This window comes from Methylobacterium sp. PvP105 (genome assembly GCF_017876975.1).
Taxonomy (GTDB): domain Bacteria; phylum Pseudomonadota; class Alphaproteobacteria; order Rhizobiales; family Beijerinckiaceae; genus Methylobacterium; species Methylobacterium radiotolerans.
In genome coordinates this window covers 1,536,599-1,548,740 of record NZ_JAGIPA010000001.1, presented here as the reverse complement: position 1 = coordinate 1,548,740, position 12,142 = coordinate 1,536,599, and the positions used below count along the sequence as shown (strand labels likewise).

The following is a 12,142-nucleotide window of genomic DNA, read 5'->3' as shown; positions in this document are numbered from 1 at the left end:
AGTCCAAGTCCTTCAAAACCATTCGTCCCGCATCGCCCGCAGGAACGCGGCGTTCCCGGCCGGGTAGCCGGAGAGGTCGCCGATCACCGCGTCGATGCCGCACCGGGGACAGAGGGCGGTGCCGTCATCGGCGATCCAGCCCGCGATCTCGTCCGGCGCGAAAACTTCGAGGCAGAAGAAGCATCCGCACAGGACGCTGCTCCTCACCTCGTCGGCGTGCCGCGCGCTGTGCCGATGGGCCGCCCGCAGCACCTCGTCGTATCCGCCCAGGCGGTCAGCCCACCGAGCCTTCCAGGCTGATCGAGATCAGCTTCTGGGCCTCGACGGCGAACTCCATGGGCAGCTGCTGCAGCACGTCCCGGACGAAGCCGTTGACGATGAGCGCAGTCGCCTCCTCCTCGGAGAGGCCGCGCTGCTGGCAGTAGAACTTCTGCTCCTCGGAGATCTTCGAGGTAGTCGCCTCGTGCTCGAACACGGCCGAGGCGTTCTTCGACTCGATGTAGGGCACGGTGTGCGCGCCGCACTGGTCGCCGATCAGCAGGGAGTCGCAGTTCGTGAAGTTGCGCGCGCCCTTGGCCTTCCGGTGCGCCGAGACGAGGCCCCGGTAGGTGTTCTGCGACCGGCCGGCCGAGATGCCCTTCGAGATGATCCGGCTCGTCGTGTTCTTGCCGAGATGGATCATCTTGGTGCCGGAATCGACCTGCTGCATGCCGTTCGACACCGCGATCGAGTAGAACTCACCGCGGGAATCGTCGCCGCGCAGGATGCAGGACGGGTACTTCCAAGTGATCGCCGAGCCGGTCTCGACCTGCGTCCACGAGATCTTCGAGCGGGCGCCGCGGCAATCGCCGCGCTTCGTCACGAAGTTGTAGATGCCGCCCTTCCCGTCGTTGTCGCCCGGGTACCAGTTCTGGACCGTCGAGTACTTGATCTCAGCATCGTCCAGGGCGACGAGCTCGACCACGGCGGCGTGGAGCTGGTTGTCGTCGCGCTTCGGAGCGGTGCAGCCCTCCAGATACGAGACGTAAGAGCCCTTGTCGGCGATGATCAGCGTGCGCTCGAACTGGCCGGTGTCGCGCTCGTTGATGCGGAAATAGGTCGACAGCTCCATCGGGCAGCGGACGCCCGGCGGGATGTAGACGAAGGACCCGTCGGAGAAGACGGCCGAGTTGAGCGTCGCGAAGAAGTTGTCGGTCACCGGGACGACCGAGCCGAGGTACTTCTTCACCAGCTCGGGATGCTCGCGCACGGCCTCGGAGATCGGCATGAAGATCACGCCGGCCTTCTCGAGCTCCTTCTTGAAGGTGGTGGCCACCGAGACCGAGTCGAACACGGCGTCGACCGCGACGCGGCGCTCCGGCGCGATGCCCTCCAGCACCTCGACCTCGCGCAGCGGGATGCCGAGCTTCTCGTAGGTCTTCAGGATCTCGGGATCGATCTCGTCGAGCGATTCCGGCCCCTGCCGCTTGGGGGCGGCGTAATAGTAGATGTCGTTGTAGTCGACCTTGTCGTAGGAGACGCGGGCCCACTCCGGCTCCTTCATGGTCAGCCAGCGCCGGTAGGCGTCGAGGCGCCACTCCAGCAGCCACGCGGGCTCGTTCTTCTTGGCCGAGATGAAGCGGACGACGTCCTCGGAGATGCCCTTCTCGGACTTCTCCATCTCGATGGTGGTCTCGAACCCGTACTTGTACTGGTCGAGGTCGATCGAGCGGACCCGGTCAATGGTTTCCTGCACGGCAGGCATCAGCGTCTCCTAGGCATCTCCGGCGTCAAGGACCGGGAAGCGTCTGTCGGAAAGCGGGGGATGCGGCCGTCAGGCCGCCTGTCCTCTCCGCTTATATAGGGGCTGCAAGGCCCGTTCGAAGGCGTCGAGGAAGCATGCCACCTCCTCGTCCACCGTGTTCCAGCCGAGGCTGACGCGCAGCGCCCCCCCGGCGAGGTCAGGACCGACGCCCATCGCGGCGAGCGTCGCCGAGCGCGCGACCTTGCCCGAGGAGCAGGCCGAGCCCGACGACACCGCCACGCCGGCGAGGTCGAGGGCGATCAGGGCCGAGGGCGCGTCGAGGCCCGGGACCGAGAAACTCAGGGTGTTGGGCAGGCGCCGCGCTCCGGCGGCGAACACCACCGCGTCGGGCGCCATGGCCAGCACGCCGGCCTCGATCCGGTCGCGCAGGGCCGCCAGGCGCGCGGCCTCGCCGTCGAGCGTCTCGCGGGCGATCCGCGCGGCCTCGCCCATGCCGACGAGGGCCGGCAGGCACTCGGTGCCGCAGCGTTGCCGCCGCTCCTGGCCACCGCCGCGCAGGAAGGCGGTCTCCAGGGTGACGCCCTCGGCCAGAACGAGCGCGCCGACGCCCTTGGGCGCCGCGAACTTGTGGCCCGACAGGGTCAGCGCGTCGAGGCCGAGCGCCGCGGTGTCGAGGGGGATCTTGCCGGCTGCCTGCACCGCGTCGCTGTGGATCAGGGTCCGGCCGTGCGCCCGCGCCAGCTCGACGATCTCGGCCAGCGGCTGCACCGCGCCCGTCTCGTTGTTGGCGGCATGGACCGAGAGGAGCAGGGTCTCGTCCGCCAGAGCGGCGAGGCGCGCCTCCAGCGCGGCGAGATCGACCACGCCCTCGGCGGTGACCGGCACTTCCTCCACGGCCGCGTCCGGGAACCGGTGACCGGCCGCCACGCAGGGATGCTCCGTGGCCGAGTGGAGCAGCCGCGTCGGTGCCGCCTCGCCGCGGCGACGGAGGGCACCCGACAGGACCGCGTTCGCCGCCTCCGTCCCGCCGCTGGTGAACACGACCTGCTCGGGCCGGGCGTTCACGAGAGACGCGACCTCGGTCCGCGCCGCTTCCAGAGCTGCCCGCGCGGCCCTTCCCTCCGCGTGGATCGAGGACGGGTTCCCGGGAAGCGTGAGCGCGCGCGCGACCGACTCCGCGACGGCCGGCCGGACCGGGGCGGTGGCGTTGTAGTCGAGATAGGCGCGTGCCCGGCTCATCCGCGTTCCGTTAAGCCCTCTGCTGCGGCGCGTCACAATTCCTTGCCCGCGCACCGGCTCGCCGTGCTAAGGCGCGCCGAGAAAATGAGATCCCGCCGACCCAGCACGGTCGGCGCGGTAGCCAACGCGGTGCTTCGGACGGCTTGTTTAGAACGGTTCTAATCGACTAGAACTGTTCTAAGACTGCTTTTATGGTGCGCGCGCGACGAGTCAAGGCTGCTGCGCCGCCGCGTCGATCGCCCGGCGGGCGATCTCCGGAGCGAGAGACGAGCGATGCCCGAAGTGATCTTCACCGGCCCGGCCGGCCGCCTGGAAGGCCGTTACCAAGCCCCCAAGAAGCGCGGCGCGCCGATCGCCATCATCCTGCACCCGCACCCCCAGTTCGGGGGTACGATGAACAATCAAATTGTGTACAACCTTTTCTACACCTTCGCCAACCGCGGTTTCGCAGCCCTGCGCTTCAATTTCCGCGGGGTCGGGCGCAGCCAGGGCTCGTTCGACCACGGTTCGGGCGAGCTGTCGGACGCCGCGGCCGCCCTCGACTGGGTGCAGTCGGTCAATCCGGAGGCGAAGTCCTGCTGGATCGCGGGCGTGTCCTTCGGCTCGTGGATCGGCATGCAGCTCCTGATGCGCCGCCCCGAGATCGAGGGCTTCATCTCCATCGCCGCCATGGCGAACCGCTACGACTTCACCTTCCTGGCCCCCTGCCCCTCCTCCGGCCTGTTCGTGCACGGCTCCGAGGACCGGGTTGCGCCCGCCCGCGAGGTCATGCCGGTGATCGAGAAGGTGAAGACCCAGAAGGGCGTCATCATCGAGCACCAGATGGTCGAGGGCGCGAACCATTTCTTCGACGGGAAGGTCGAGGAACTGACCCAGACGGTCGACACCTACCTCGACAAGCGCCTCGGCAAGCGCGAGGAGGCGGCCTGACGGATCCGGCCCCGCGCCTTGACGGGGGGAGCCCCGGAGGAATAGGGCGCGGGCTTCGGAATTAAGACTCACCTTCGCAGGTCTGATGTCAGATAGCCCGTCCGACCAACCCGTCGTTCTCCTGGTGGAAGATGACGGCCTCCTGATGATGGAGGCCTCGGACACCCTCGCGGATGCGGGCTTCACCGTCGTCGAGGCGACACACGCCGACAAGGCGCTGAAGGTCCTGGAGAACCGCGACGACGTCGGCGTCCTGATGACCGACGTCGACATGCCGCAGGGGTCTATGGATGGCTTCGCACTGGCGCGCCTCGTCGCGCATCGCTGGCCGTCGATTCCCGTGCTGGTCGTATCGGGCATGGGCACGCCCGGACCCAACGACATGCCGGAGGGCGCCCGGTTCATCCCGAAGCCCTACGAGCCGACCACTCTGGTCCGGACCCTGCAGGCCTTCATCCGCCGCGCGGCTTGACGCGGGGATCCGCCCGGGCTGACACCCGGTCCGGGCCCCGAACACCCGACCGAGAGCCATGACGGACCAGAACCGACCGCACCGCTTCGCGACCCGGGCGATCCACGCCGGCGCGGCGCCGGATCCCGCCACGGGCGCGCGGGTCCAGCCGATCTACTTCACCAACGGCTTCGTCTTCGACTCGACCGAGCAGGCCGCCGACATCTTCGCCGGCCGCCGGACCGGCTTCTCCTACTCGCGCGGTTCCAACCCGACGGTCGCCGCGCTGGAGCGCCGGATCGCCGACCTGGAGGGCGCGAAGGCGGGGGTGGCGGTGTCCTCCGGGCAGTCCGCCATGCAGCTGGTCCTCATGACGCTGATGAAGAGCGGCGACGCCTATGTGGCATCCCCGCGTCTGTTCGGCGGGTCGCTCGGCCTGATGCGCCGCCTCGACGGGCGCTACGACCTGAAGCCGCGCTTCGCGCGCGGCATGGCCCCCGAGGACTTCGAGGCGGCCATCACGCCGGACTGCCGGGCCATCTTCTGCGAATCGATCGTGAATCCCTGCGCGTCGGTGGTGGACCTCGACGGGATCGCCGCGGTGGCCCGCCGCCACAATCTGCCGCTCGTCGTGGACAACACCCTGGCCTCGCCGGCCCTGATCCGGCCGATCGAGCACGGCGCCGACATCGTCTGGCACTCCACCTCCAAGTTCCTGAGCGGCTCCGGCCAGACCATCGGCGGCGTGATCTGCGACGCCGGCCGCTTCGACTGGGCGAAGGCCGGCGGCTACAACCTGATCACCGAGCCTTGGCCGGACTACGACGGGCTGGTGCTCACCGAGGCCTTCCCGGCGACCCCCTTCGCGGCGGCGTGCCGGTTCTTCGGCCTGCGGGACCTCGGGCCCGGCCTGTCGCCGATGAACGCGTTCCTGACGCTCATGGGGATCGAGACCCTGCCGCTGCGCATGGAGCGGCACTGCGCCAACGCCCGGGCGGTGGCGGCCTTCCTGAAGGATCACCCGGCTGTGGCGTGGGTGAGCTACCCGATGCTGCCGGGCCAGCCCGGCGAGGACCTCGCCCGCCGCTATACCCCGGACGGGCCGGGCTCGATCTTCACCTTCGCGCTGAAGGGCGGTGAGCCGGCGGCGCTGCGGTTCATCGCCGGACTCGAGCTGATCTCGCATCTGGTGAATATCGGCGAGATCAAGTCGCTGGCGATCCACCCGTCCTCGACCACGCATCGGCAACTGCCGGAGCACGAGAAGGCCGCCGCGCAGGTCGGGCCGGAGACCGTGCGGCTGTCGATCGGGCTGGAGAACGAGGCCGACCTGATCGCGGATCTCAAGCAGGCGCTGGACCGCCTCCCCTGATCCGTCATCGCGCGCGCGGCGAAGCGACCCGGAGCCGCGCGATCGCGATCGCTGTGGCGCCGCTGAATCGCTCCGCTCCGCTCGCAAGGACGGCCGCGGCGGGCGGAGAGTGGTCGCGGCCGGGATGGCCTCAGCGCCGCCGCTCCAGGATCGACACGTAGTTGGCCACCGCCGCGCCGCCCATGTTGAAGATCCCGGCGAGCTCCGCCCCGGGCACCTGCATCTCGCCGGCCTCGCCCATGAGTTGGAGGCAGGCCATGACGTGCATCGACACGCCGGTCGCCCCCACGGGGTGACCCTTGGCCTTGAGGCCGCCGGACGGGTTGATCGGCAGCCGGCCCCCCTTCTCGGCGAGTCCCTCGCGCACCACACGAAACCCCTCGCCCGGGGCCGCGAGGCCCATCGCCTCGTACTCGATCAGCTCGGCGATGGTGAAGCAGTCGTGCGTCTCCACGAAGGAGAGGTCCTCGTTGGCGATTCCGGCCTGGGCCCGCGCCTTCTCCCAGGCCATCCGCGCGCCCTTGAACTCCGCCGGGTCGCGGCGGGACAGGGGCAGGATGTCGTTGACGTGGGCCCGGGCGCGGAAGCCGATCGCCCGCTCCAGGCCCTCGGCGGTCTCGGCGTCGGCCACGACCAGGGCCGCCGCCCCGTCCGAGATCAGCGAGCAGTCCGTGCGCCGCAGGGGGGCGGCCACGTAGGGGTTCTTCTCTGAGACCCGGTTGCAGAAGTCGAAGCCGAGATCCTTGCGCAGCTGCGCGTAGGGGTTGCCGACGCCGTTGCGGTGGTTCTTGGCGGCGATGCGGGCCAGCTCCTCGCTGCGGTCGCCGTAGCGCTGGAAGTAGCCCGCCGCGATCCGCCCGAACACGCCCGCGAAGCCGCCTTCGATGTCGGCCTCCTCCTTGCGGTAGGAGGCGCCCAGCAGGATGTCGCCGGTCTCGGCCACGCTCTTGGCCGTCATCTTCTCGGCTCCGATCACCAGGGCGATCCGGCCGCGGCCGCTGTCGACGAAGTCGAGGGCCGCGTAGAGGGCCGCCGACCCCGTGGCGCAGGCGTTCTCCAGGTGGGTCGCCGGAGCGTGGGCGAGGCCCGGCCGGCTCACCGCTACCAGGGAGCCCTCGAAGCCCTGTTTCGAGAAGCCGGTATTCATCGAGCCCACGTAGATGCCGTCGACCTGCGCCTCCTCGACGCCGGCATGGGCCAGAGCCTCGCCCGAGACCCGGGCGATCAGCCCCTCGACGTCGGGCTCCTCGAGCTTGCCGAAGGGGGTGTGGGCCCAGCCCACGATGCAGGCGCGCGTCATCCGGTGACCTCCCGAGTCTGGTCCGGACGATGGGCCCGCCGCGGCTGGCGATCAAGACATGCGCGGGTTCTTCGACGCGCCGGACCCGTCCGGACGAGGAGCGTCCGCGCCCGTTCAGCGCAGGTGGACGGCGACCCACGCGACGCCGACGAGCACCAGTGCGGTCAGCAGCCCGCGGGCGAGCGCGCGGCGTCTCACGGGGCGAACAGCTCCGGATGGCGCGCGCGAAGCGCCAGGATCAGGGCGAGGGTCTTCAGATCGGCGATCTCGGCGCTGTCGGCGCGGGCGGCGAGCTCGGCCAGCGGCATCTCGACCACCCGGATGTTCTCGTGCTCGCCCTCGGCCCCGCCGCCCGACTCCGCGCGATCCGCCCGGCCGTAGGGCGCGAGGTAGAGGTGGATCTTCTCGGTCGTCAGGCTGGCGCAGGAATAGGTGGCGCCGACGAACTCGAGCGTTTGCAGGCGCAGCCCCACCTCCTCCATCGCCTCCCGGCGGGCATTCTCCTCCGGGCCGCCGCCGTCGATCAGTCCGGCCGGGGCCTCCAGCTGGACCTGCTCGCCGGCCGCGAACAGCGGCGGCACCCGCAGCTCGCGCACGAGGGTCGCGACCTTCCGCTCCGGGTCGTAGGGCAGGATCCCGACCGAGTTGCCGTGGTCCTCGATCTCGCGCTCGACGACGGCGCCGTCGGCGAGGCGCACCCGCGCGATCCCGAAGCGGCTCCAGCCCTCGTGGACGAAGCGGACAGTGAGGATCTCAGCTTTCATGGGCACTCCCATCCCTCATCGCCCTACACGGAACCGTGTCTCCGGGTTCCGGGAACGCCGAAGCCCGCGGCCACGTTTGGTCGGACATGCGCATGGTCACGCTTCCGCGGGGCGCGCCGGTCAGGATCGATGCGGGCAGGACCGATCAGCGGGATCAGGAAGCGCTCACGGCGCGACGGCGCCGCGATCTGGATCGTGCTCGCCCTCACCTACATGGTCTTCGCCGGCTCGGTGAGCCTGAACGAAGGGATGGCCGCGGTCGGCTGCGCCAGCCTCGGCACGCTCTGGTGGTGGGGCGTCGCACGGCGCGGCGGGCTGCGCTTCCGTTTCGACTCTGCGTCGCTCCGTCCACTCGGTCCGGCCATCCGCGCCGTGCCGCGCCGGACCGCCCGCGTCGGGCTTCACCTCCTCCGCGCCGTCGTCGGGCGCGCCGGCGGCGGCGCGATACGGGAGCGGAGCGCCGTCGAGATCGCCTGGGCCACGCCGGACGGTGAAACGGCGCCGGCCGCGCGGGCCGTCGGACTGCTGGCCGCATCGCTCGCCCCCGACAGCTACGTGCTCACCCTCGACCGCGCGCACGGAACAGTGGTGACGCACGGCCTGGAGGAGGCGCGATGAGCGTCTGGACGGTCGCCATCATGGCGCTGCTGCCGCCGCTCGCCGTGGCCGCGGCGCTCGCGTGGCGGGGCCGGCCCGGCCAGCGTTTCGCCGCCTACCAGCTCGCCGGAAGCGTCACGGTGCTGATCCTGACGCTCATGGCCTTCGCCACCGATCAAGCGTCCATCACCGATCTGGCCCTCACCCTGGTCCTGCTCAACCTGCCCGGCACGATGCTGCTCGCGGTCTTCCTGGAGCGCTGGATATGAGCGTCGTGATCGGCTCCGTCCTGGCCCTCGCCGTGGCGGCCGCGTGGCTCGCGGCCCTCGCCCTCTGGCGTCTGCCCCGGGCGCTCGACCGGATGCACGCCCTCGCGTTCCTGAACGTCGCGGCCTCGATCCTCGTGACGGTGGCGGCCTTCCTGGCCGACGGCGTCTCCGGGCGCTCGCTCAAGATCCTGGTGATGATGGTCGTGTTCCTCGCCTGGGCGGCGGTCCTGTCGCACGTCTCCGGCCGGGCCGTGCTGATGCGCGAGGGCCGCTCGGCATGACGGTGATCCTGCCGCTGCTCTTCCTGTTCACCGCGATCTCCGGCACCGCCGTGGTTCTGGTGCGCGACCCCGCGCGGCAGGTCTTCGCCATCGCGGTCAACGGGCTCGTCCTGGCGATCCTGTTCGACGCCCTCCAGGCCCCCGACGTCGCGCTCTCGGAGCTGGCGGTGGGCTCGGCGGCGGTGCCGCTCCTCTTCCTCGTGGCTCTGATGGCCGTACGGGCGCAGCCGCCCGAGGAGGAATCGTGAACCCGCGCGTCCGCGTCGCGCTCCTGGCCCTCGCGGGCCTCGTCCTCCTTCCCGGCGCGGCCGAGGTGATCGCCGGCCTGCCGCCCTTCGGGTCGACGATCGCCCAGTACGGCGCGCGCATCAACGCGATCACGCCGGAAGCCCGGCACGTCGCCAACATGGTCAGTGCCATCAACTTCGACCTTCGCGGCCTCGACACCCTCGGCGAGGAGTTCATGCTGCTCGCCGCGATCACCGGGACAGTGGTGCTGCTGCGCGGGAGGCGCGGCGAGGGCACGACCGAGCGCGCCATGCGCCGGCCCGGCCGGGCCGTGATCCCGCGCTCCGAGGCCGTGGTGCTCGCTTGCCGCATCGCCGGCCCGCTCACCGCGCTGTTCGGCCTCTACGTCGTGCTGCACGCGACGGTCACGCCCGGCGGCGGCTTCCAGGGCGGCGTCATCCTCGCCTCCGGGACCCTGCTGATCTACCTCGGCGAGGGCTATGCCGGCTGGCGCGACGCCATCCGCAGCCACTGGCTCGACGCCCTGGAAGGCGGTGGCGCGCTGCTCTTCGCCCTGTGCGGGCTGGCGCCGATGCTCACCGGCGCCGCCTTCATGCAGAACATCCTGCCGCTCGGCACCTTCCGCGACCTGTTCTCGGGGGGGCTGATGCTGATCGAGAACCTCGGCGTCGCCCTGGCGGTGACGGGCGGCTTCACGCAGCTCTTCCTGGAATTCATGGAGGAGACCCGCGAGGCCGACGCGCCCGAGGAGCCGGGGGAGGAATCGGCGTGAGTGCGGTCACCAGTTTCCTGCCCTACGCGGTCGCCGCGTGGCTGTTCGGGATCGGCCTCTACGGCATCGCCACGAGCCGCAACTTCATCCACCTCGTGGGCTGCCTCGGCGTCTGCCAGTCGGCGACCTACGTGCTCCTGCTCGGCCTCGGCTATCGCTGGGGCAGCATCGCGCCGATCTTCTACGATCACCCGCCGGGAACGCCCGCCGTCGACCCGGTGATGCAGGCGCTGGTGCTCACCGACATCGTGGTCGGCGCGACGCTGACCGCCCTCCTCCTCGTCCTGACCATCCAGGCCTACAAGCGCGGCGGCAGCCTGGACCCGGAGAAGCTCCGGCCGATGCGCGCGGGCGGCAAGTCCGGGCGCGACCCGGAATCGAGCCGGGTGCGCGGGGCGGAGCGAAGCGCGCCGTGACCGCCTTCCCGGCCGCCCTCCTGCCCCTGCCCGTCGCCATACCGCTCGTGATCTGCGCGGCGATGCTGGCCACCGCGCACCTCCTGCCCGGCCGCCTCCCCGACATCCTGGCGACGCTGTCGGCTCTCACCGTCGCGGCGCTCTGCGGTGTCATCGCCACCCACGCCGCCGGCGAGCCTCTGGTCTACTGGTTCGGCGGCTGGGCGCCGCGCGACGGCGTCCATCTCGGCATCGGCTTCTCCGTGGACGAGGCCAGCGCTTGGGTCGCGGCCTTCATCGGGCTGCTCTACGCGCTGACCTTCGTGTTCGCCTGGGGTTTCTTCGACCGCACCCACGGCCACTTCCACATCCTGATGCTGCTGTTCCTGGCCGCCATGGTCGGGTTCTGCTTCACCCGCGACATGTTCAATCTGTTCGTGTGGTTCGAGGTGATGAGCGTCGCCGCCTTCGCGCTCACGGCCTACCATCTGGCGGAATCGTCGCTGGCGGGCGCCATCAACTTCACGGTGGTCAACAGCCTCGCGGGCTTCCTGATGCTCGGCGGCATCGGGCTGATCTACGCCCAGACCGGCACGCTCGACTTCGAGGGCATCGCGGCCGCGGTGGCGCGGGGCGGCCGGGATCCGGTGGTGGCCGGGGCATTCTGCCTCGTGGCGACCGCCCTGATGATCAAGGGCGCGATCGTGCCGTTCCAGTTCTGGCTCGCCGACGCCCACGCGGTGGCGCCGAGCCCGGTCTCGGTGATCTTCTCCGGATCGATGGTCTCGCTCGGGCTGTTCGGCCTCGCGAAGGTGAGCGCCGTCGTGTTCGGCGGCTCCGATCAGGTCCAGCAAGCCCTGCCGGCCCTCCTCATCGGCCTCGGCAGCTTCACCGCCCTCCTGGGTGGCTGGATGGCGCTGCTGCAGCGGCACCTCAAGCGCATGCTCGCCTTCTCGACGATCTCGCATGCCGGGATCATGCTCACCGGTCTCGGCGCCCTCACGGTGGACGGGACCGGCGGGATGCTCGTCTACGTGGTGGGGCACGGGCTGGTGAAGGGGGCCCTGTTCATGATCGCCGGCATCCTGCTCGCCACCCAGGCCAGCATCGACGAGATCGCCCTGCGCGGCCTCGGGCGGGGGATCTGGCCCGCCGGGGTCGCCATGGCTCTGGCCGGGCTGCTGCTCTGCGGCCTGCCCCTCGGGGTGCTCGACCAGGGCACGCGCCTCGTTCAGGGTGCGCTGGCGCAGCAGGGCCACGGGATCGCCCTGGCGGCCGGCGCCATCGGTGCGGCGCTGACCGGGGCCGCGGTGCTGCGGGCCGCGGGCCGAATCTTCCTCGGGCTCGGGCCCGATCCCGGTGACGAGGCCGGGGCCCCGAGCGAGGACGAGCGTGAGAAGGCCAACCGGCCGCTCTGGCTGATGCTGGCGCCGTGCTGCCTCCTCCTCGCCCTCGATATCGGTCTGCCGGCTGGCCTTATCGAGCACGCCCTCCCGCGGGCGGCGTCGGCCTTCATGCATCGGCCGGCCGTGGTCGCGCTGGCGGAGGGGCCGGTCTGGCTTCCCTGGGCCTCGCTCGCCGCCGCCCTCGCCGGCGCGGGCTACGGCCTGTTCCGGAGGCACCTGCCCGCATCGGTGGTCCGGCCAGTCAGCGCCTCGCAATCGGCGCCGACCCGCGCGCTGGAAGTGCTCCACAGTGGCTTGATCGGCGACTACGCGGCGTGGCTCGCGGTCGGCGTGGCGGTGATCGCGGCCGTGCTGGCCATGGCGTGAGGGCGAC

The 12,142-nt window shown here is 70.7% G+C and carries 15 protein-coding genes; 10 read left to right on the top strand and 5 right to left on the bottom strand.

What is annotated here, in order from left to right:
- Positions 1-12: 12 nt before the first annotated feature.
- The 3 genes from J3A75_RS07415 to J3A75_RS07405 all read right to left on the bottom strand — a co-directional run bounded on the left by J3A75_RS07415 (position 13) and on the right by J3A75_RS07405 (position 2,983).
- Positions 13-252, bottom strand: coding sequence for a hypothetical protein (locus J3A75_RS07415; RefSeq protein WP_043073162.1), 240 nt, complete (start codon positions 250-252; stop codon positions 13-15).
- Between the two features lie 22 nt (positions 253-274).
- A complete protein-coding gene (sufB, locus tag J3A75_RS07410) occupies positions 275-1,744 on the bottom strand; it encodes a Fe-S cluster assembly protein SufB (RefSeq protein ID WP_012317700.1) in 1,470 nt (489 codons plus the stop codon).
- A gap of 69 nt (positions 1,745-1,813) precedes the next feature.
- Complete coding sequence (locus J3A75_RS07405) at positions 1,814-2,983, bottom strand: cysteine desulfurase family protein (protein ID WP_012317699.1); 1,170 nt, start codon at positions 2,981-2,983, stop codon at positions 1,814-1,816.
- A gap of 273 nt (positions 2,984-3,256) precedes the next feature.
- Here J3A75_RS07405 and J3A75_RS07400 point away from each other — a divergent pair, with 273 nt between their 5' ends.
- The 3 genes from J3A75_RS07400 to J3A75_RS07390 all read left to right on the top strand — a co-directional run bounded on the left by J3A75_RS07400 (position 3,257) and on the right by J3A75_RS07390 (position 5,736).
- Positions 3,257-3,913 carry an alpha/beta hydrolase gene (locus J3A75_RS07400; protein ID WP_010686946.1) on the top strand — a complete coding sequence of 219 codons (657 nt, stop codon included), beginning with the start codon at positions 3,257-3,259 and terminating at the stop codon, positions 3,911-3,913.
- A gap of 85 nt (positions 3,914-3,998) precedes the next feature.
- On the top strand, positions 3,999-4,385 hold the full coding sequence (locus J3A75_RS07395) for a response regulator (protein WP_209649888.1): 387 nt from the start codon (positions 3,999-4,001) through the stop codon (positions 4,383-4,385).
- A gap of 58 nt (positions 4,386-4,443) precedes the next feature.
- A complete protein-coding gene (locus tag J3A75_RS07390) occupies positions 4,444-5,736 on the top strand; it encodes an O-acetylhomoserine aminocarboxypropyltransferase/cysteine synthase family protein (RefSeq protein WP_012317697.1) in 1,293 nt (430 codons plus the stop codon).
- Positions 5,737-5,866: 130 nt separating this feature from the next.
- On the opposite strand, the gene J3A75_RS07385 is transcribed toward J3A75_RS07390, so the two are convergent.
- Entirely contained in the window at positions 5,867-7,036 is a 1,170-nt protein-coding gene (locus J3A75_RS07385) for an acetyl-CoA acetyltransferase (RefSeq protein WP_012317696.1), read from the bottom strand.
- A gap of 194 nt (positions 7,037-7,230) precedes the next feature.
- Positions 7,231-7,800, bottom strand: a complete 570-nt coding sequence (locus tag J3A75_RS07380; protein ID WP_182177580.1) for an NUDIX domain-containing protein — start codon at positions 7,798-7,800, stop codon at positions 7,231-7,233.
- A 129-nt stretch (positions 7,801-7,929) separates the two neighbouring features.
- Here J3A75_RS07380 and J3A75_RS07375 point away from each other — a divergent pair, with 129 nt between their 5' ends.
- From J3A75_RS07375 to J3A75_RS07345, 7 genes are read left to right on the top strand one after another with little or no spacing between them, the layout of a single operon-like run.
- Positions 7,930-8,418 (top strand): hypothetical protein, encoded by a 489-nt coding sequence (locus tag J3A75_RS07375; protein WP_012317694.1) that lies wholly within the window; start codon positions 7,930-7,932, stop codon positions 8,416-8,418.
- Positions 8,415-8,666, top strand: a complete 252-nt coding sequence (locus J3A75_RS07370) for a monovalent cation/H+ antiporter complex subunit F (RefSeq protein WP_209649886.1) — start codon at positions 8,415-8,417, stop codon at positions 8,664-8,666. Before J3A75_RS07375 ends, J3A75_RS07370 begins: the two co-directional genes overlap by 4 nt.
- The gene (locus J3A75_RS07365) at positions 8,663-8,947 is read left to right on the top strand and encodes a monovalent cation/H(+) antiporter subunit G (RefSeq protein WP_012317692.1); all 285 of its coding nucleotides are present in this window, start codon (positions 8,663-8,665) and stop codon (positions 8,945-8,947) included. Before J3A75_RS07370 ends, J3A75_RS07365 begins: the two co-directional genes overlap by 4 nt.
- Positions 8,944-9,195, top strand: coding sequence for a Na(+)/H(+) antiporter subunit B (locus J3A75_RS07360; RefSeq protein WP_012317691.1), 252 nt, complete (start codon positions 8,944-8,946; stop codon positions 9,193-9,195). The genes J3A75_RS07365 and J3A75_RS07360 overlap by 4 nt, the downstream gene beginning before the upstream one ends.
- Positions 9,192-9,968, top strand: a complete 777-nt coding sequence (locus J3A75_RS07355; protein ID WP_012317690.1) for an MnhB domain-containing protein — start codon at positions 9,192-9,194, stop codon at positions 9,966-9,968. Before J3A75_RS07360 ends, J3A75_RS07355 begins: the two co-directional genes overlap by 4 nt.
- On the top strand, positions 9,965-10,384 hold the full coding sequence (locus J3A75_RS07350; RefSeq protein ID WP_012317689.1) for a sodium:proton antiporter: 420 nt from the start codon (positions 9,965-9,967) through the stop codon (positions 10,382-10,384). The genes J3A75_RS07355 and J3A75_RS07350 overlap by 4 nt, the downstream gene beginning before the upstream one ends.
- Complete coding sequence (locus tag J3A75_RS07345) at positions 10,381-12,135, top strand: complex I subunit 5 family protein (protein WP_012317688.1); 1,755 nt, start codon at positions 10,381-10,383, stop codon at positions 12,133-12,135. The genes J3A75_RS07350 and J3A75_RS07345 overlap by 4 nt, the downstream gene beginning before the upstream one ends.
- Positions 12,136-12,142 lie beyond the last annotated feature (7 nt).

Coding starts and splice junctions, on each gene's coding strand:
- sufB (WP_012317700.1), bottom strand. CDS start 1,744: ATGCCTGCCGTGCAGGAAACCATTGACCGGGTCCGCTCGATCGACCTC.
- J3A75_RS07405 (WP_012317699.1), bottom strand. CDS start 2,983: ATGAGCCGGGCACGCGCCTATCTCGACTACAACGCCACCGCCCCGGTC.
- J3A75_RS07400 (WP_010686946.1), top strand. CDS start 3,257: ATGCCCGAAGTGATCTTCACCGGCCCGGCCGGCCGCCTGGAAGGCCGT.
- J3A75_RS07395 (WP_209649888.1), top strand. CDS start 3,999: ATGTCAGATAGCCCGTCCGACCAACCCGTCGTTCTCCTGGTGGAAGAT.
- J3A75_RS07390 (WP_012317697.1), top strand. CDS start 4,444: ATGACGGACCAGAACCGACCGCACCGCTTCGCGACCCGGGCGATCCAC.
- J3A75_RS07385 (WP_012317696.1), bottom strand. CDS start 7,036: ATGACGCGCGCCTGCATCGTGGGCTGGGCCCACACCCCCTTCGGCAAG.
- J3A75_RS07380 (WP_182177580.1), bottom strand. CDS start 7,800: ATGAAAGCTGAGATCCTCACTGTCCGCTTCGTCCACGAGGGCTGGAGC.
- J3A75_RS07375 (WP_012317694.1), top strand. CDS start 7,930: ATGCGGGCAGGACCGATCAGCGGGATCAGGAAGCGCTCACGGCGCGAC.
- J3A75_RS07370 (WP_209649886.1), top strand. CDS start 8,415: ATGAGCGTCTGGACGGTCGCCATCATGGCGCTGCTGCCGCCGCTCGCC.
- J3A75_RS07365 (WP_012317692.1), top strand. CDS start 8,663: ATGAGCGTCGTGATCGGCTCCGTCCTGGCCCTCGCCGTGGCGGCCGCG.
- J3A75_RS07360 (WP_012317691.1), top strand. CDS start 8,944: ATGACGGTGATCCTGCCGCTGCTCTTCCTGTTCACCGCGATCTCCGGC.